This window comes from Nonomuraea sp. 3-1Str (assembly GCF_031570565.1).
Taxonomy (GTDB): domain Bacteria; phylum Actinomycetota; class Actinomycetes; order Streptosporangiales; family Streptosporangiaceae; genus Nonomuraea.
Map to the genome: position 1 here is coordinate 279,930 of NZ_JALHBK010000004.1, position 17,073 is coordinate 297,002.

19 protein-coding genes are annotated in these 17,073 nt (G+C 72.6%); 15 read left to right on the forward strand and 4 right to left on the reverse strand.

The genetic code is table 11. The annotated features are described in order from the left end of the window. The first annotated feature begins 20 nt into the window (after positions 1-20). The gene (locus MTP10_RS10100) at positions 21-1,118 is read left to right on the forward strand and encodes a D-alanine--D-alanine ligase family protein (RefSeq protein WP_310708794.1); all 1,098 of its coding nucleotides are present in this window, start codon (positions 21-23) and stop codon (positions 1,116-1,118) included. Positions 1,119-1,123: 5 nt separating this feature from the next. Here MTP10_RS10100 and MTP10_RS10105 read toward each other — a convergent pair whose 3' ends face one another. Continuing rightward, on the reverse strand, positions 1,124-1,549 hold the full coding sequence (locus MTP10_RS10105) for a DUF3515 domain-containing protein (protein WP_310708795.1): 426 nt from the start codon (positions 1,547-1,549) through the stop codon (positions 1,124-1,126). A gap of 30 nt (positions 1,550-1,579) precedes the next feature. Then, a complete protein-coding gene (locus tag MTP10_RS10110) occupies positions 1,580-1,813 on the reverse strand; it encodes an Lrp/AsnC ligand binding domain-containing protein (protein WP_310708796.1) in 234 nt (77 codons plus the stop codon). 110 nt (positions 1,814-1,923) lie between these two features. Here MTP10_RS10110 and MTP10_RS10115 point away from each other — a divergent pair, with 110 nt between their 5' ends. From MTP10_RS10115 to thiD, 3 genes are all read left to right on the forward strand, one after another. Further along, a complete protein-coding gene (locus tag MTP10_RS10115; RefSeq protein WP_397334443.1) occupies positions 1,924-2,835 on the forward strand; it encodes a thiamine-phosphate kinase in 912 nt (303 codons plus the stop codon). 126 nt (positions 2,836-2,961) lie between these two features. Then, entirely contained in the window at positions 2,962-4,830 is a 1,869-nt protein-coding gene (locus MTP10_RS10120; RefSeq protein WP_310708797.1) for a hypothetical protein, read from the forward strand. Between the two features lie 108 nt (positions 4,831-4,938). Further along, positions 4,939-5,733, forward strand: coding sequence for a bifunctional hydroxymethylpyrimidine kinase/phosphomethylpyrimidine kinase (gene thiD, locus MTP10_RS10125; RefSeq protein WP_310708798.1), 795 nt, complete (start codon positions 4,939-4,941; stop codon positions 5,731-5,733). Positions 5,734-5,807: 74 nt separating this feature from the next. Here thiD and rpmB read toward each other — a convergent pair whose 3' ends face one another. After that, complete coding sequence (gene rpmB, locus MTP10_RS10130) at positions 5,808-5,993, reverse strand: 50S ribosomal protein L28 (protein ID WP_253772968.1); 186 nt, start codon at positions 5,991-5,993, stop codon at positions 5,808-5,810. A gap of 197 nt (positions 5,994-6,190) precedes the next feature. Here rpmB and MTP10_RS10135 point away from each other — a divergent pair, with 197 nt between their 5' ends. The 8 genes from MTP10_RS10135 (at position 6,191) to mutM (ending at position 14,073) form a co-directional block, all read left to right on the forward strand. After that, positions 6,191-7,747, forward strand: a complete 1,557-nt coding sequence (locus MTP10_RS10135) for a DAK2 domain-containing protein (protein ID WP_310708799.1) — start codon at positions 6,191-6,193, stop codon at positions 7,745-7,747. 91 nt (positions 7,748-7,838) lie between these two features. Next, on the forward strand, positions 7,839-10,037 hold the full coding sequence (gene recG / locus MTP10_RS10140; RefSeq protein WP_310708800.1) for an ATP-dependent DNA helicase RecG: 2,199 nt from the start codon (positions 7,839-7,841) through the stop codon (positions 10,035-10,037). A 296-nt stretch (positions 10,038-10,333) separates the two neighbouring features. Further along, on the forward strand, positions 10,334-10,957 hold the full coding sequence (locus MTP10_RS10145) for an RsmD family RNA methyltransferase (RefSeq protein WP_310708801.1): 624 nt from the start codon (positions 10,334-10,336) through the stop codon (positions 10,955-10,957). Between the two features lie 26 nt (positions 10,958-10,983). Beyond that, a complete protein-coding gene (coaD, locus tag MTP10_RS10150) occupies positions 10,984-11,460 on the forward strand; it encodes a pantetheine-phosphate adenylyltransferase (RefSeq protein ID WP_310708802.1) in 477 nt (158 codons plus the stop codon). A 53-nt stretch (positions 11,461-11,513) separates the two neighbouring features. Beyond that, positions 11,514-12,083, forward strand: coding sequence for a YceD family protein (locus tag MTP10_RS10155; protein WP_397334441.1), 570 nt, complete (start codon positions 11,514-11,516; stop codon positions 12,081-12,083). Position 12,084: 1 nt separating this feature from the next. Beyond that, entirely contained in the window at positions 12,085-12,264 is a 180-nt protein-coding gene (rpmF, locus tag MTP10_RS10160) for a 50S ribosomal protein L32 (RefSeq protein WP_033409409.1), read from the forward strand. Between the two features lie 212 nt (positions 12,265-12,476). Beyond that, a complete protein-coding gene (rnc, locus tag MTP10_RS10165; protein WP_310708883.1) occupies positions 12,477-13,196 on the forward strand; it encodes a ribonuclease III in 720 nt (239 codons plus the stop codon). 1 nt (position 13,197) lies between these two features. Further along, complete coding sequence (mutM, locus tag MTP10_RS10170) at positions 13,198-14,073, forward strand: bifunctional DNA-formamidopyrimidine glycosylase/DNA-(apurinic or apyrimidinic site) lyase (RefSeq protein WP_310708804.1); 876 nt, start codon at positions 13,198-13,200, stop codon at positions 14,071-14,073. On the opposite strand, the gene MTP10_RS10175 is transcribed toward mutM, so the two are convergent. Continuing rightward, on the reverse strand, positions 13,991-15,175 hold the full coding sequence (locus MTP10_RS10175) for an MFS transporter (protein ID WP_310708805.1): 1,185 nt from the start codon (positions 15,173-15,175) through the stop codon (positions 13,991-13,993). The two genes, mutM and MTP10_RS10175, sit on opposite strands and share 83 nt — an antisense overlap. A gap of 79 nt (positions 15,176-15,254) precedes the next feature. On the opposite strand from MTP10_RS10175, the gene MTP10_RS10180 reads away from it, so the two are divergent. The 3 genes from MTP10_RS10180 (at position 15,255) to MTP10_RS10190 (ending at position 16,911) form a co-directional block, all read left to right on the forward strand. Beyond that, on the forward strand, positions 15,255-16,160 hold the full coding sequence (locus MTP10_RS10180) for a LysR family transcriptional regulator (protein WP_310708806.1): 906 nt from the start codon (positions 15,255-15,257) through the stop codon (positions 16,158-16,160). A 90-nt stretch (positions 16,161-16,250) separates the two neighbouring features. Next, positions 16,251-16,526 (forward strand): acylphosphatase, encoded by a 276-nt coding sequence (locus MTP10_RS10185; RefSeq protein ID WP_310708807.1) that lies wholly within the window; start codon positions 16,251-16,253, stop codon positions 16,524-16,526. Between the two features lie 190 nt (positions 16,527-16,716). Next, the gene (locus MTP10_RS10190) at positions 16,717-16,911 is read left to right on the forward strand and encodes a hypothetical protein (RefSeq protein WP_055505123.1); all 195 of its coding nucleotides are present in this window, start codon (positions 16,717-16,719) and stop codon (positions 16,909-16,911) included. The last annotated feature ends 162 nt before the right edge of the window (positions 16,912-17,073 follow it).

Below are 17,073 nucleotides of genomic sequence, written 5' to 3' on the forward strand. Positions count from 1 at the left end.
CGCCGGTAGATTCGGACGTCATGAGCAAGCCACGTGTCGCCGTCGTTTTCGGGGGTCGTAATTCCGAGCACGCCGTGTCCCTGATGGGCGCGGGCAGCGTGCTGGAGGCGATCGACAAGGACAAGTACGAGGTGATCCCGGTGGGGATCGCCCAGGACGGCAGGTGGGTGCTCGCCGCGGCCGGCCAGCGGTTCGCCATCGAGGAGGGGGAGCTGCCCAGCGTCGACACCTCCGGCGCCGCGCTCGCCGTGCCGCCCGGCCAGGGCTCGCTCGTGGCCTACGACCCGGGCAGCATCCCGGTCGAGCTGGGCACGGTGGACGTGGTGTTCCCGGTGATGCACGGGCCGTTCGCCGAGGACGGCACGATCCAGGGGCTGCTGGAGATGGCCGGCGTGCGGTACGTCGGCTCCGGGGTCCTGGCCAGCGCCGTCGGCATGGACAAGGCGTACATGAAGACCGTCATGGCCGCGGCCGGGCTGCCGGTCGGGCGGTATGTGGTGGTGCGCGACCGCGACTGGCGGCTCGACCGGGAGCGGGTGCTGAAGGAGGCCGAGGAGCTGCTCGGCTGGCCGGTGTTCGTCAAGCCGGCGCGGGCCGGCTCGTCGCAGGGCATCTCCAAGGCGCACGACCGGGCGACGCTGGCCGAGGCGGTGGAGACGGCCCGGCGGCACGACCCCAAGGTGCTGGTCGAGGCGGCGGTCGAGGGGCGCGAGATCGAGTGCGCGGTGCTCCAGTCGCTCGGCGACGAGCCGTCGCGGGCGTCGCTGCCCGGCGAGGTGAGGGTCGAGGGCGGTCAGGAGTTCTTCGACTTCGAGGCCAAGTACTACCCTGACCAGATGTCGCTGACCGTGCCCGCCGACCTGCCGGGCGAGGTGGCGGAGGAGCTGCGGGCGATGGCCGTGCGGGCGTTCGAGGCGCTGGAGTGCGAGGGGCTCGCGCGGGTGGACTTCTTCTACACGCCCGAGGGCCGGATCGTCTTCAACGAGATCAACACGATGCCGGGGTTCACGTCGCTGTCGGTGGCGCCGCAGTTGTGGGCCGCCTCCGGGATGAGCTATCCGGAGCTGGTGGACCGGCTCGTCCAGCTCGCCCTGAACCGTCCGGCCGGATTGCGCTGACCCGCTCAGGGCTTCGGCGTGACCTGGCCGATCGGGTCCGAGAGGTCGGCGAGCACCTGGGGGGCCACGTGCGTCCCGGCGATCGTCACCTCCACGTACAGCGGGGCCGCGACGGCCGTGTAGAGGGTGGGCTTGTCGGGGTCGGCGAACCAGCCGACCCCGTCGATCTCCTGGAGCTGGTCGGTCGGCGCCATCCGGGCCGGTCGCGGCACGCCGCAGCGCAGCGCGATCTCCCCTTCACCCCAGACGGCCACGTACGGCGACTCGGGGACGGACGTGCCGCGTGCGGCGCCGTCCAGCGTGCGGGGCAGCACCCCGGACAACCGTTGGCAGGCCGAGGCCGCCTCGCCCTGCGGGGTGGGCGGCTCGACCTGGACGGCCCCGCACGCGGCGAGCGCGAGCAGCAGCGGCGCTATGGCGGCGGCACGCATGGACGGCGAGTTCTCCCGGAAAGATCTACCTCAGATGTGCACGATCGGGCATGTCAGGGTCCGTGTGATCCCCTCGACGCCCTGGATCTGGGCCACGACGAGTTTGCCCAGCTCATCGACGTTGCGGGCCTCCGCGCGCACGATCACATCGTACGGTCCCGTCACGTCCTCGGCCTGCGTGACTCCGGGGATGCCGGAGATCTCGCCGGCCACGCTCGCCGCCTTGCCGACTTCGGTCTGAATAAGGATGTAGGCCTGCACCATTACGTCCTCCCGGGCGATTGGATCACGCCGAAGGGCCACCGTACCCTGTGTGGGTCAGGAGGTGTGTCATCAGAGTCGGAGATCTCGGCGAATTCGGAGCGGTAAGGCGTATTTCCGGACGTCTACCGCAAGGAGCCACTGTTCTACTCGGACCGGGCGATGATGCCGCGATGGTCGGTGCGCCGGACGGGCGCGTCGTGGTGTCAACGGACCTCTTGATTGAGGGTAGGCACTTCCGGCGCGATTGGTCCAGCGGCTATGACGTGGGCCGGAAGGCGGCGGCCCAGAACCTCGCCGACGTGGCCGCCATGGGCGCGGTTCCGACGTCTCTGGTGGTCGGGCTGGGCATGCCGGCGGATCTGCCGGTCAGCTGGCTCGACGCACTGACCGACGGGTTCCGCGAGGAGTGCGCGGTCGTGGGGGCGAGCGTGGTCGGGGGCGACATCGCCCGCAGCGACCTGGTGGTGCTCGGGGTGACCGCGCTCGGCGACCTGGGCGGGCGGGCTCCGGTGACCAGGTCCGGGGCGCGTCCCGGCCAGGTGGTGGCCGTGGCGGGGCGGCTCGGCCACGCCGCGGCGGGTCTCGCTCTCCTGGAGGCCGGTCGGGACGTCCCGCGGGAGGCGGGGGCGCTGTTCGAGGCGGTGGAGGCGCACCGGCGGCCGTGCCCGCCGTACGAGCAGGGACCGGAGGCGGCGCGGCTGGGCGCCACCGCGATGCTGGACGTGAGCGACGGGCTGCTGCAGGACCTGGGGCACATCGCCCGGGCCGGCGGGGTCCGGGTGGAGGTGGACCCGGACGCCCTCGTGGTGGGGAAGCCGGTGGCCGCCGCCGCCGAGGAGCTCGGGGCCGATCCTCTCGACTGGGTGCTCACGGGCGGTGAGGACCACGCGCTCGCGGCCGTGTTCCCGGCCGGGGCACGGCTCGGGTCGGCGTGGCTTGTCGTGGGGGCCGTCGTGGCCGGCGAAGGCGTGACCGTACGGGGACGTGTCGTTGGACAGGGTGGCTGGGATCACTTTCAGTGACATGATGTCCCGTTTTGCAGGATATTTCCCCAATATGAGATGTGACTCACGGGAATACTGGGACAAAGTCGTAGCGAAGGTGTTATGAAGATTGGCGGCCACTGTAACCGGCAAGAAAGGGCAGCCATGGGCCGCCACGGCACAGGTGGATCCGACGACGCGAGCGAACGGGGGAACGGCAGGTCCGACGACTCTCAGGACGAGGACTTCGGACTGACCGACCGCTCCGCGCAGTGGGCCGCCGCGCCGGATCCGACCGCCAGGAGCTCCTTCTGGGACTCCGACGACCAGCAGGCCGAGCCGCCAGGCTGGCCGGAGCCGCCGGACCAGGTGGGGGTGACGGGTCAGTGGGCGCCGATGCCCAAGCAGGAGCCCGGCCCCGCCGTCCGCCGCCCGGAGAACGATCCGTTCGAGACCACCGGAGCCCTGCAGCCGCCCCCGCGGGGCGCGGCCGGCCCGGGACCGGCCGCGGAGCAGCCGTTCGAGACGACGGGTGCCTTCGTACGGCCTCCCAACTGGGACGAGCCCGGGGTCTGGGACGCGCCCGCACGCGGCGAGGTCGGAGACAGCACACAGACCTTCGGCATGCCGCAGGACTTCGGCGGCGATCGCCCGTCGAGCCCCAACGTGTTCGGGGGTGACGCTCCTTCGGGCCCGCATGGGTTGGGCGGTGGCCGTCCGTCGAGCCCCAACGTGTTCGGCGGCGACGCTCCTTCGGGCCCGCAGGCGTTCGGGGCCGCCGACCCGCACGCGGCCGCACCTGGGGCGCCGCACGGGTTCGGGCCCGCGGACCCGTTCGGAGCCGCAGACCCGTTCGGAGCCGCGGGCCGGCGACCGTCCGGGGCCGACGCCACGCAGGTGTTCGGGCAGGACCGGGACGCGTCCGGGCAGACGCAGGCGCTCCAGTCTCCGGCGGGCGGCCCGCCCGCGCCCGGCGACGTCAAGGTGTACGGCAGCCCGACCATGATGGACCTGCAGGGCCCTGAGTGGTCGGAGCGGCCCGACAACGGGTTCCTCGGCTCCGGCTGGTCCGGCGACGACGAGCCCGCGGGAGAACGCGATGCCGAGCGCGGCAGGGGCCGTGACGGGGAGCGTGACGGCGGGCGGGACGGTGAGCCCGAGCCGCGCCGCCGCGGGCGCCGCAAGTCCCCGTCCGGTGACGCCGACCCGTTCGCCGAGCCGCCGGCCAAGGGCCGGGGCCGCCTCGCGCTGCTCTCCGTGGCGGCCGTGGCCGTCGTGCTGGGCGGCACCGTGGCGGGCGTGAAGCTGATGAGCGGAGGGTCGCAGCCGTCCGGCTGCCCCGGCGACGGCTGCGTCGCCGTACAGGCGACCAACCAGTCCGGTCCGCAGGGCTCCCAGCCCGTCGAGGAGGACACCGGGCCGGCGGAGGACGAGACCGAGGAGCCGACGGAGGAGCCCACGGGCAAGACGGCGCAGCCCTCCGGGACTCCCGGCCCGCAGGCCACGACCGGCACCCGCGTCCCTCGCCGGACCGCCTCGCCTCAGCCGAAGCCCACCAAGACCAAGAAGCCGGCCAGGGCCACCGAGGAGCCGCTGCCGACGAGCTTCCAGGCGACCGAGACGACCCTGCCGGAGGAGGTCGCCACGATCACGGTCACGGACCCCGCGGACAACACCTCGGGCAACCCGGCGCCGACGGCGCCGGCCACCGAGACGGCGGCGCCCATGGGCGGCGGCTCGGTCAGCCTCGGCTTCAGCGTGGTCAGCCAGCGGCTGACCGGCTACACGGCCCACCTGGACGTGGCCAACGCCTCGCCGCAGGCGCTCAAGTCCCTCACGGTGTCGGTGCCGGTGAAGGGGCGCGTGCTGAACATGACGGGCGCGGAGTGGACGCAGGACGGCGATCTGCTGATCATCGACCTGCCGGACTCGCTGGACCAGGGCGACTCGACCGAGATCACCTTCACCGCCACGGGCCGTGCCACCGAGCCGCGGAACTGCGGCCTCGTGGGCGGGGACTGCGCCGTCGACTGACGTGCCCAGGGCGGGCGGCGCAAGGGTCGCCCGCCTCCTGCCGTCGCCCCTCCCACGGCGCCCTGCCGGCCGCGGAGGGCGCGGACGGCGGAATGGTTGGATGGGGACATGACCGCTACGACCCCTCCGCGTGTATTGACCGTCGCCGGATCCGACTCCGGCGGCGGTGCGGGCATCCAGGCCGATCTCAAGACCATGCTGGCCCTGGGTGTGCACGGCATGAGCGTGATCGCCGCCGTGACGGCCCAGAACTCCGTCGGCGTCCAGGGCTACTGGGAGCTGCCCGCCGAGGCCGTGCGCGCCCAGCTCGACTCCGTGCTGGGCGACATCGGTGCGCAGGCGGTCAAGACCGGCATGCTCGCCTCACCCGAACTGGTCGAGGTCGTGGCCGTGACGCTCGGCGCGTACGAGGCGCCGGTCGTGGTCGATCCCGTGGGCGTGTCCAAGCACGGCGACTCCCTGCTCGCGCCCGAGGCCGTCGAGACGATGCGCACGCGGCTGCTGCCCGTCGCCACCGTCGTCACGCCGAACCTGTGGGAGGTCGAGCAGCTCACCTCGGTCAAGGTCGAGGACGAGGACGGCATGCGGCGGGCCGCCGACGCGGTGCTGGAGCTGGGCCCCGCCTGGGCGCTCATCAAGGGCGGGCACCTGCCCGGCGAGCCGGTGGACCTGCTGACCGACGGCGCCCGCGAGTACCGCTTCACGGCCGAGCGACTCGACAACCGCCACACCCACGGCACGGGCTGCACGCTCGCCTCGGCGATCGCCTCCCACCTCGCGATGGGCGAGGACGTGCCGGGGGCGGTGGGCAAGGCCAAGGAGTACGTCACGGGGGCGATCCGGCTGGGTTTCCCGCTCGGCGAGGGCATCGGCCCGGTGGACCACGCCTGGCGGTGGCGCTGATCGCCCGTCGCTCCTCGGGCATGACGAAAGCCCGCCGCTCGGCCGGGAGCGGCGGGCTTTCGCGAAGATCGGTACTAGCGGGTGACCTTGCCCGCCTTGATGCACGAGGTGCACACGTTCAGCTTCTTCGGCGTGCCGCCGACGACCGCGCGAACCGTCTGGATGTTGGGGTTCCAACGGCGACGGGTACGGCGGTGGGAGTGGGAAACGTTGTTGCCGAAGATCGGGCCCTTGCGGCAGACATCGCAGACGGAAGCCACGGTATCGCTCCTTAAAACAGTCGATGTAGCCCTGTCCGCTGATGTTCGTCGGGCGGAGGGCATGCCGGGACAACCGGCCAGCCAGACGAGGATATCCGATCCACGCCACCAGGTGCGAACTGGAGCACTGGACTGGGACAGATGCGGCGATATCCTCCTCGTTCAACGGTAGCGCACTCGGGAGGTCGTAGCACCGCATGGAGGTTCTCGACCCGCCCCGGGTACGCCGCTGGGCCCGCCTGGCCGCGGACGCGCTGGGCAGGTCACGGGCGGAGATCGACGCGCTCAACGTGTTCCCCGTCGCCGACGGCGACACCGGCACGAACCTCCACCTGACCATGCTGGCCGCCGCCGAGGCCGTCGAGGCGCTGCCCGACGACGTGGACCGCGCGGTGGTATGGCAGACGCTCGCGTACGGCGCCCTGGTGGGCGCGCGCGGCAACTCCGGCGTCATCGTCAGTCAGGCCCTGCGCGGGCTGGCCGAGGAGCTGAAGGACGGCTCCGACCTGAGGGCCGGCCTGGTCAGGGCGTCGTCGCTGGCCAGGGAGGCGGTCGCCCGGCCCGTCGAGGGCACGGTCCTGAGCGTGCTGGGCGCGGTGGCGGGAGCCGTGCGCGAGGCCGACGGCGACCTGGCCGAGATCGCGCGGCGGGCCGCGCGGGAGGCCCGCGCCGCGCTCCGCCGCACCCCCGGGCAGCTCGACGTGCTGGCGCGCAGCGGCGTCGTGGACGCGGGCGGCGCCGGGCTGGCGATCATCCTGGAGTCGCTGGCGGCCGTGGTGACGGGCTCCTCCGGCGATCGGTACGGCGAGCGGTACGAGGTGCCCGCGCCGACGGCGCGCGTGTCGCCGATGACCGAGGTGGGCGCGGGCTACGAGGTGATGTACCTGCTGGACGCCGACGACGCCGCGGTGGCCAGGCTGCGCGAGGAGCTCGACGCGATGGGCGACTCGCTGGTGGTCGTGGGCGGCGACGGGCTGTGGAACGTCCACGTCCACGTGGACGAGGCCGGACCCGCGGTGGAGGCGGCGCTGCGGGTGGGGCGGCCGTACCGGATCAGGATCACGTACCTCGCCGAGCGGACCCACCGCGGCGACGCGGGCAGGGGCGTGGTGGCCGTCGCCGCCGGCGACGGCATCGCGGCGCTGTTCGAGGAGTGCGGCGCGGTGGTCGTGCGGCGGGAGCCGGGCACGCGGCCGTCGCTGCCGGTCATGCTGGCCGCGATCAGGCAGGCGGGCGGCGAGGTCGCCGTGCTGCCGAACGACGAGGGCGCCCAGGCGGTCGCCGCCGCGGCGGCGGAGATCGCCCGGGAGGACGGCGTCGTGGTCAGCGTGCTGCCGACCCGGGCGACGGTGCAGGGGCTGGCGGCGCTGGCCGTCCACGACCCGCTGCGCCGCTTCGACGACGACGTGGTGGCGATGACCGGCGCCGCGGGGCACACGCGTCACGGTCACCTGGTGACGGCCCGCAGGGAGGCGGTCACCAGCGCGGGCGTGTGCCGGCCCGGTGACGTGCTCGGGCTGATCGACGACGACGTGGCGGTGATCGGCCGTGAGCTGGGAGAGGTGGCCGTCGCCGTCGTGGACCGGATGGTCGCGGGCGGCGGCGAGATGGTCACGCTGGTCACGGGCGCGGACGCGCCCGAGGACCTCGCGGGCGCGGTGGGGGAGCACCTGCGGGCCACCCGGCCGGACGTGGACCTGGTGGTGTACGCGGGGGAGCAGGGCGGCTACCCGCTCCTCATCGGCGTGGAGTGAGCGGTGGCGCCGGTGAGCGGGCGGGGCGGCGCGGCGATTCGGGGGGCGCGACATGCGTTCCTGTCGGTCGCAGGCGGTAGAACATAGTGCCGTGAGCCGTTTCGACGAGCCGCTGACCAAGGCGCTCGACCCGAAGACCGCCAAGCTGCTGCACAGCGTGCTCGGCCTGGAGACGGTCGGCGACCTGCTGCGCCACTACCCCCGCCGCTACGCCGAGCGCGGCGAGCTGACCGCGCTCGACGCGCTGGAGGTCGACGAGCACGTCACCGTGGTCGGCGAGGTGAGCCGGCTCATGCGCAAGCCCATGCGCAACCGCGGCGGCACCTGGCTGGAGGTCGAGGTCGTCGACGCCGCCCGCAACAAGATCTACCTGTCGTTCTTCGGCAAGGGCTCCCACGTGGCCGAATCGCGGCTCAAGCCGGGACGGCGCGGCATGTTCGCCGGCAAGGTCGGCCTCTTCGGCTCCCGGACACACCCGCGCTGGCAGCTCTCGCACCCCGAGTTCGAGCTGTTCGAGGAGAACGAGGCCGGCGCCGAGGAGTTCTCGGCCGCGCCGGTGCCGATCTACCCGGCCGGCAAGGACCTGACGCCGTGGGTGATCAGGCGGGCCGTGGGCGTCGTGCTCGACACGCTGGGGCCGCTGGCCGCCCCGCTGCCCGGCGCCCTGCGCGCCCGCCACGGCCTGCGCGACCTGGCCGAGGCGCTGGAGGCGGTGCACCGGCCGAAGGACTTCGGCGACGTGCAGCGGGCCCGCGACCGGCTCAAGTTCGACGAGGCGTTCGTGCTCCAGGCCGTGCTGCTCCAGCGCCGGCAGGCGGCGACCGCCTGGCCCGCCAAGGCCCGCCCGCGCCGCGGCGACGGCATCCTGGCCGACTTCGACGCGCGGCTGCCGTTCGAGCTGACCGAGGGCCAGTCCCAGGTCGGCGAGGAGATCGCCGCCGACCTGGCCCGCGAGCACCCGATGCACCGGCTCCTGCAGGGCGAGGTCGGCGCGGGCAAGACCGTGGTCGCCCTGCGGGCGATGCTCCAGGTGGTCGACGCGGGCGGCCAGGCCGCGCTGCTGGCGCCCACCGAGGTGCTCGCCCAGCAGCATCACCGCTCGATCACCGCCATGCTGGGCGACCTCGCGCAGGGCGGCATGTTCGGCGGCACGGCCGTCACCCTCCTCACGGGCTCCATGGGCGCCGCCGCCCGCCGAGCCGCGCTGCTCGACGCGGCCTCGGGCACGGCCGGCGTCGTCGTGGGCACGCACGCCCTGTTGCAGGAGCACGTCCAGTTCGCCGACCTCGGTCTGGTGGTGGTCGACGAGCAGCACCGCTTCGGTGTGGAGCAGCGCGACGCGCTGCGCGAGAAGGCCGGCGGCGGGCGCCCGCACGTGCTCGTCATGACCGCGACCCCGATCCCGCGCACGGTCGCCATGACCGTCTTCGGTGACCTGGAGGTCTCCACGCTGTCGCAGCTCCCGTCCGGGCGCGCGCCCATCACCACCCACGTGGTGCCGGCCGCCGAGAAGCCCCACTTCCTGGAGCGCACGTGGGAGCGGGTGCGCGAGGAGGTCGCCCTGGGCCGGCAGGCCTACATCGTCTGCCCGCGCATCGGCGACCTGGAGGGCGACGAGGGCGACCTGGAGGCTCGGCCGGGCGAGTCCGGCGCGGAAGCGTCGGGGGAGGAGCGCCGGCCGCCGCTGGCCGTCCTGGACGTCGCCCAGCTGCTGTCCGAGGGGCCGTTCCACGACCTGCGGCTAGGCGTCCTGCACGGCAAGCTGCCGCCGGAGGAGAAGGACGCGATCATGCGGGCGTTCAGCCGGGGCGAGCTGGACGTGCTGGTGGCGACGACGGTGATCGAGGTCGGCGTCGACGTGCCCAACTCCTCAGTCATGATCATCATGGACGCCGACCGGTTCGGGGTCTCGCAGCTCCACCAGCTCCGCGGCCGCGTCGGCCGGGGCGGGCTGCCGGGGCTGTGCCTGCTGGTGTCCGACTTCCCGGAGGGCACGCCCGCGCGGGCGCGGCTCGACGCGGTGGCCGCCACGCTCGACGGGTTCGAGCTGTCGCGGGTGGACCTGGAGCAGCGGCGTGAGGGCGACGTGCTGGGCGCGGCCCAGTCGGGCAAGCGGTCGTCGCTCAAGCTGCTCCAGCTCCTGCGCGACGAGGACGTGATCGAGGCGGCCCGGGACGAGGCGGCGCGGCTGCTGGCGGTCGATCCCGAGCTGTCGGCGCACGAGGCGCTGCGCGCGGAGATCGACCGGCTGCTGGCCGACGAACGCGCCGAATACCTGGAGAAGACGTAACCACCTGGGCAACCGGGGCGCCGCGGGGGAGCGGCGGAAACAGGTGCTGGGCCCAGCCATGGGGACGGCCTCCCCCCGAATGCCGTCCCCGGCTGGGCCCACCCCTCGGGTCAGGTGCCGAGGGAACCGGCGTGCGGAAGGGCTCACGACCACGCCGGTCGGCCTTCTGATGGGTCACCTCGAAGGCCGCAGACCCATCATGCGTGGCCGGTGGGGCGATGGGAATCACCCTTGCGTCTTCGAGGCCGACACTTGTCCACTCTTGACCTGCGCCGACGTGCGCGAGAATGGCTCACATGACTCGGATCATCGCGGGCAGCGCGGGCGGGCGACGCCTGGCGGTCCCGCCGGGGCGCGGCACGAGACCGACCAGCGACAGGGCCAGGGAAGGCATCCTCTTGACGCTCGACTCCCTGGGCGGGGTGAGGGGGTCCCGGGTGATGGACCTGTACGCCGGGTCGGGGGCCGTCGGGCTGGAGGCGCTGTCGCGGGGCGCGGAGCACGCGCTGCTCGTCGAGTCCGATCCCAGGGCCGTCCGGGCCATCAGGACGAACGTCCGGGAGCTGGGGCTGCCAGGGGCGCGGGTGGTGGCGGACAAGGTCGAGCGGTTCCTGAGCCGGCCGGGCGGGGACGTCGCGGGGCAGGGCCGGGGTGGGGAAACTCACACCGACCCGGTCGGGCCGGTCGAGCCGTACGACATCATGTTCGCCGATCCGCCGTACGCGGTGTCGGACGAGGAGGTCACGCGGGTGCTGGAGCTGCTGCGCGACCACGGGTGGCTGGCGGAGGACGCGGTGGTGGCGTTCGAGAGGGAGAGCCGGGGAAAAGCCCTGGTATGGCCGGAAGGTTACGTTGAGGAGAGGGTTCGCCGTTATGGCGAAGCGTCCGTTTGGTACGGTCGCGCCGCCGGTAATCCGTAGACCTGCCCGCTGACCAGGGAGGCGTCTTGCGCCGCGTTGTCTGCCCGGGGTCCTTCGACCCCATCACCAACGGTCACCTCGACATCATCGCCCGGTCCGCCAGGCTGTACGACGAGGTCACCGTGGCCGTGCTCATCAATGTGGAGAAGAGCAGCCTCTTCACGGTCGACGAGCGGATCGAGGTCCTCCAGACCGTGACCAAGGAGTTCCCGAACGTCACGGTTCGCAAGTTCCACGGGCTCCTCGTCGACTTCTGCAAGCAGAACGACATCCCGGCCATCGTCAAGGGCATCCGCGTGGTCAGCGACTTCGACTACGAGCTCCAGATGGCCCAGCTCAACTACCGGCTGTCCGGGGTCGAGACGCTGTTCATGCCGACCAATCCCGAGTACTCGTTCCTGTCTTCCAGCCGGGTGAAGGAGATCGCGCGGTACGGTGGGGACGTGTCCGGCCTGGTCCCCGACCTGGTGCACAAGCTGCTCGTCGAGCGGCTCAGGGGCTGACCGCCACCTGGTATCCTTTCATTTCGGCCTTGTACGACGGCGACAGTTCCGCCATGCCTAGCGAGAGCAGGATGACTCAGCACCTCGACCCCCGCTCGCCTTGGGTGATCTCCACTCACGACCTGGGAAAGCGGCCGGGGACGATGAGGCAGATGACTCTGTCCCTCCCGGCTCCGGCGAATCTCGGCGTCGACATGATCGGCGTTCCCAAGGACGCCGAAGTCGAGCTGGACCTCCGGCTTGAAGCAGTGATGGAAGGCGTGCTCGTGTCCGGCACGGCGCAGGCCCCGCTGGGCGGGGAGTGCGCGCGGTGTCTCGACCCGTTGTCCTCGGACCTCGAAGTCGATCTGCAGGAGCTGTTCTTCTACTCCGACGAGGACGCCTCGGAGGACGACTCGCTGATGGACGGGGAGCTGCTCGACCTCGAGCCGACGTTCCGTGACGCGGTGGTGCTCGCACTGCCGTTGAGCCCGGTCTGCCGCGACGACTGCCCGGGACTCTGCACGGAGTGCGGGATCAAGCTGGCCGAGGCCGGCGACGATCACCGGCACGAGAAGATCGACGCTCGGTGGGCGTCGTTGCAAGGTCTGGTTTCCGAGAACGATAACGATCAGGAGAAGTGACGTGGCCGTCCCGAAGCGAAAGATGTCGCGGAGCAACACCCGCGCCCGTCGCTCCCAGTGGAAGACGACTGCTGTCGCCCTGGTGAGCTGCCCGCAGTGCCGTTCGCCCAAGCAGCCGCACATCGCGTGCCCCACCTGCGGCACCTACAACCGTCGTCAGGTCATCGAGCCGTCCGCCTGATCTCGCAGTTGACGTGATGCCGACCGGGTGCCATTGTGCCCCGGTCGGCGTGAACGTCTCAGTTGCGCACGGCGGCGGCTCGCCCGCGGTCGTGGTGGACGCCGGGGCTCTGTACCCCCCGACGCCCACCACGTTTTCGGGCATCCTCCGCGGCCGACGCGGCATGTGAAGGTGTCCGAGGAGGAAAACCCGTGGGCGCAGGTCCCAAGCCGGTGGCCGTCGAGGTCGCCAGAGCAGAGCTGGAGCGAGTGCTGTCGATCAGCATCGACTCCGACATCCTGGAGCGGGCGTTGACGCACCGCTCCTACGCGTACGAGAACGGCGGTCTGCCCACCAACGAGCGCCTGGAGTTCCTCGGCGACTCGGTGCTGGGCCTGGTGGTCACCGACACCCTCTACCGCAACCACCCCGACCTGCCCGAGGGGCAGCTCGCCAAGCTGCGGGCCGCGGTGGTCAACATGCGCGCCCTCGCCGACGTGGCCCGTGGGCTCGGTCTCGGCCGGTTCCTGCGGCTCGGCAGGGGCGAGGAGGGCACCGGAGGGCGCGACAAGTCCTCGATCCTGGCCGACACCCTGGAGGCGCTGATCGGCGCCGTCTACGTGGACAAGGGGCTCGACGAGGCGTTCCGGGTGGTCCACGTGCTGTTCGACCCGCTGATCGTGCGCTCGGCCTCGCTCGGCGCCGGGCTCGACTGGAAGACCTCCCTGCAGGAGCTCACCGCCTCCGAGGCGCTCGGCGTCCCCGAGTACCACGTCGAGGAGAGCGGCCCCGACCACGCCAAGTCCTTCACGGCGGAGGTGCGCGTCGGCGGCGAGTCCTACGGGGCGGGCAACGGCCGCAGCAAGAAGGAGGCCGAGCAGCAGGCGGCCGAGGCGGCGTGGACCCGCATCCGGGCCCGCCGCGAGCAGCGCGAGAGCCAGCCGGCGGGCTAGGTTGCCTGAGCTGCCGGAGGTCGAGGTCGTCCGGCGCGGCCTCGCGCAGTGGGTGGCCGGGCGGGAGATCGCCTGGGCCGAGGTGCTGCACCCGCGGGCGGTGCGCCGGCACGTGCCGGGCGCCGAGGAGTTCGCCGCGCGGCTGAAGGGCCGTGTCGTGCTCTCCGCCGAGCGGCGCGGCAAGTACCTGTGGCTCCCGCTGTCGGGCGCAGAGGAGGCTCTGCTGGCCCATCTGGGCATGAGCGGCCAGCTCCTCGTCGTGGAGCCGGACTCGCCGCCGGAGAAGCACCTGCGCGTACGGCTCGCCTTCCAGGACGGCGGCCCCGAGCTGCGCTTCGTCGACCAGCGCACGTTCGGCCACGTCATGCTGACCCCGCTGGAGGGCGGCGTGCCCGCGCCGATCTCGCACATCGCGCCGGACCCGTTCGAGGAGGCGTTCGACGACGACCGGTTCGCCGCCGCCCTGCGCCGCAAGGACACCGAGATCAAGCGGGCCCTGCTCGACCAGACGCTGATCAGCGGCGTCGGCAACATCTACGCCGACGAGGCCCTGTGGCTGGCCCGGCTGCACTGGGCGCACCCCACCCGGACGCTCACCCGGCCGAAGATCGCCGAGCTGCTCGCCGCGGTCCGCGAGGTGATGACGGCCGCGCTGCGCCAGGGCGGCACGTCGTTCGACAGCCTGTACGTCAACGTCAACGGCGAGAGCGGCTACTTCGAACGCTCCCTGGAGGCGTACGGCCGGCGTGACCGGCCCTGCTCCCGCTGCGGCAGCCCCATCGTCCGTGACGCGTTCATGAACCGCTCGTCCTTCTCCTGCCCCACGTGCCAGCGGCGGCCGCGGCGGCCAGTGACAGCCCCGCGCCGAGCCACATGACGGCGGAGACCGACATCCCGTCCACCACCCGGCCGCCGGTGAGCGCGCCGAGCGAGATGGCCGCGTTGAAGACGGCGGTCAGCATGGCCGTGCCCGCCTCCCCGCCGCCGGCCCTGACGATCCAGATCTGCACCGTCACCGACACGCCCCCGTAGGCGACGCCCCACAGCAGGAGCAGGGCCGCCATCGGGCCGATCGAGCCCGGCACGGCGGCGAGGAGCGCGGTGGCGCCCCCGATGAGCAGGGCGAGCGTCACCAGCGTGCCCCTGGGGTGCCGGGCCGCCCGCGCGCCGGCGGCGAAGTTGCCCGCCACGCCCGCGACGCCGTACCCGAGCAGGACGGCGCCGACGGCGGCGGCACTCGCGCCCGCACCGTCTCGCGAGGTCTGCTCCAGGAACGGCCGGACGTAGGTGTAGGCCGCGAAGTGGCCGGTCACCACGAGAGCGGTCACGATCAGCACGATCCTGGACGGCCCGGTCCGCCACACCGCCCACAGGTCGGACGGGCGCGCGGCCCGCTCGGCGGGCAGCGGCGGCAGCAGCCTGGCCAGCACCACGCACAGGACGGCGGCGAGCAGGGCGACGGCTCCGAACGCCACCCGCCACCCGGCGGCGGAGGCGGCCAGCGTCCCGGCGGGCACGCCCAGCACGGAGGCCACCGCGATCCCCGAGGCGATCGTCGCCGCCGCCCGGCCGATCCGCGGCCCCGGCACCAGACGTACCGGCAGTCCCATCGCGTACGTCCAGAACCCGCCGATGCTCACCCCGGTCAGGACCCGCGCCGCCAGCATGACCGGGTAGGCCGGCGCCAGGGCGGCCACCAGGTTGGCGGCCGCGAGCAGGGCCATCAGCGCGCACAGCACCGTCCGGCGGTCCAGGCGCCGCGCGGCCAGCGTCATCAACGGCGCGGACACGGCCGCCACCAGGCCCGGAGCGGTCATCATGAGCCCCGCCGTGCCGTCGGACACGCCCAGCTCGGCGCCGATCGGGGTCAGCAGGCCGACGGGCAGCATCTCACTGGTGACGATGGCGAACGTGCCCGCCGCGACCGTGGGCACGGCGAGCCGGTGCGACACGGTCGTGGTCTCAGGTGTGATGGTCATGGCCTCCACCTTTCGGTGGTGGCGCCGGGGGAACAATGACGGGACGCTCAGGCTTGGTTTAGCTGGACTAAGGGGTGACATGGAGTTCAGGGAGCTGGAGTGCTTCGTCGTCCTCAGCGAGGAGCTTCACTTCGCGCGGGCCGCCGACCGGCTGTACCTGTCGCCGGGGCGGGTGAGCCAGCTCGTGCGGTCGCTGGAGACGCGGATCGGGGCCCGGCTGTTCGACCGGACCAGCAGGCGGGTGCGGCTGACGCCGCTCGGCGAGCGCTTCCTGACGGACCTGCGCCCGGCGTACGACGGGCTGCGCGACGCGGTGGAGCGGGCCCGGGCGGCGGCCCGCCAGGTGACGGGCGTGCTGCGCGTCGGCTTCCTCGGCACGCCGACGGAGCTGGTGACCGAGGCCGTGCGGGCCTTCGAGGCGCTGTACCCGTCGTGCGAGGTGCGGCTGGTGGAGGTGCCGCTGTCCGACCCGTTCGGCAAGCTGCGGGCGGGTCTGGTGGACGTGACGTTCACGCTGCTGCCGGTGGACGAGCCGGACCTGGAGACGGGCCCGGGTCTCAACCGGGTGCCCGTCCGCCTCGGCCTGCCCGCCGGCCATCCGCTCGCCGGCCGGGACGCCGTCGACGCGGAGGAGCTGGCGGACCTGCCGCTGATCGAGCCGGGGGGACCGGCGCCGCGCGCCTGGCGCGAGCTGCTCGCGCCGGCGGGCACCCCGGCGGGCCGGCCCATCCCCCGAGGAGGTACGGTCGCCACCAGCCAGGAGGGCATCACGCTGGTGGCGCTGGGTCGCGGCGGGATGCTGTTCTGCACGCCGACGGCGGCCTACCACGAGCGTGGTGACGTGGTGTTCGTGCCGGTGACGGGCCTGCCCGCGTCGGTGCTCGGGCTGGTGTGGCCGAGAGCCGGCGCGACGGCCGCGGTGCGCGCGTTCGGTGAGACGGCCGCGGGCGTGGCGGGCCTCGAGGCGGCCCGCAGGGTGGCGTGAAACGGCCGCGGAGGCCCGGAGGCATGCCCGGAAAAGCGGCGGCCGGGATGGCCGGAACGGGTGGCCGGGGATGACCGGAAGGGGTGGGGCATGGAGGACGTACGGCTGACCGCCTGGGTCAGGGGGCGCGTGCAGGGCGTGGGGTTCCGCTGGTGGACCCGGGCGCGGGCGCTGGAGCTGGGCCTGGAGGGCTGGGCGCGCAACACGGACGACGGCCGGGTGGAGGTGGTCGCCGAGGGGCCGCGTGAGGCGTGCGTCAAGCTGCTGGAGCTGCTCAGGGGTTGCGACACGCCGGGCAGGGTCGATGGAGTAGTGGAGAGGTGGAGCGAAGTCCGAGGTGGTTTGGGTGGTTTCCGGGAGCGGTAGCCGCTTTCGCGAAACGGGCCAAATGGGGTATAGTTATATGTCGGGAGTGCCCCACGAGGGGTGTGGCGGTTCGTTCGACTTGACCGCCCACACTGCCGGTGCGACTCTTGTTAAGTACCACGCGCACCCCTCCCGCGGAATAAGAAGTGCGCGAACCAGTCTGGTCACTCAGCGTGGAGGACCCTTTACCATGGCGAAGGCTCTACTCGGCCACGTCGGTGGTCCTGACCCTCGGATGGTCTCGGAGATGCGGCGCTTGCAGCAGCGGATCCGTGACCTGGAGGCAGAACTCATCCGGCTTCAGGCTCAGAATGACGCTCTTGCGGCGCAAACCCGCGATGAGGCGCTCAGCCGCATGCAGGAGCGCGAGCCGGCACTCACCTGAGAGTGATCGGAACGCAAGATTGAGGGACGTCTCGGCGAGGCGTCCCTTGTTATTTGCCCTCGTTCGGAATGTCTTTGCGCCCCCTTTCCGCGTCCGGCCGCCGACGCCACCGTTGTGGCCAGCGACGAGGCGCTCGGACCAGTAGGCTTTCCCGAAGTCCGT

Bases quoted from the DNA above. Each gene is read 5' to 3' on its own strand.
- MTP10_RS10135 (WP_310708799.1), top strand. From the start codon at position 6,191: ATGGAGGTTCTCGACCCGCCCCGGGTACGCCGCTGGGCCCGCCTGGCC.
- MTP10_RS10145 (WP_310708801.1), top strand. From the start codon at position 10,334: ATGACTCGGATCATCGCGGGCAGCGCGGGCGGGCGACGCCTGGCGGTC.
- MTP10_RS10190 (WP_055505123.1), top strand. From the start codon at position 16,717: ATGGCGAAGGCTCTACTCGGCCACGTCGGTGGTCCTGACCCTCGGATG.
- thiD (WP_310708798.1), top strand. From the start codon at position 4,939: ATGACCGCTACGACCCCTCCGCGTGTATTGACCGTCGCCGGATCCGAC.
- MTP10_RS10120 (WP_310708797.1), top strand. From the start codon at position 2,962: ATGGGCCGCCACGGCACAGGTGGATCCGACGACGCGAGCGAACGGGGG.
- MTP10_RS10110 (WP_310708796.1), bottom strand. From the start codon at position 1,813: ATGGTGCAGGCCTACATCCTTATTCAGACCGAAGTCGGCAAGGCGGCG.
- MTP10_RS10175 (WP_310708805.1), bottom strand. From the start codon at position 15,175: ATGACCATCACACCTGAGACCACGACCGTGTCGCACCGGCTCGCCGTG.
- MTP10_RS10105 (WP_310708795.1), bottom strand. From the start codon at position 1,549: ATGCGTGCCGCCGCCATAGCGCCGCTGCTGCTCGCGCTCGCCGCGTGC.
- MTP10_RS10180 (WP_310708806.1), top strand. From the start codon at position 15,255: ATGGAGTTCAGGGAGCTGGAGTGCTTCGTCGTCCTCAGCGAGGAGCTT.
- MTP10_RS10155 (WP_397334441.1), top strand. From the start codon at position 11,514: ATGCCTAGCGAGAGCAGGATGACTCAGCACCTCGACCCCCGCTCGCCT.
- MTP10_RS10100 (WP_310708794.1), top strand. From the start codon at position 21: ATGAGCAAGCCACGTGTCGCCGTCGTTTTCGGGGGTCGTAATTCCGAG.
- MTP10_RS10185 (WP_310708807.1), top strand. From the start codon at position 16,251: ATGGAGGACGTACGGCTGACCGCCTGGGTCAGGGGGCGCGTGCAGGGC.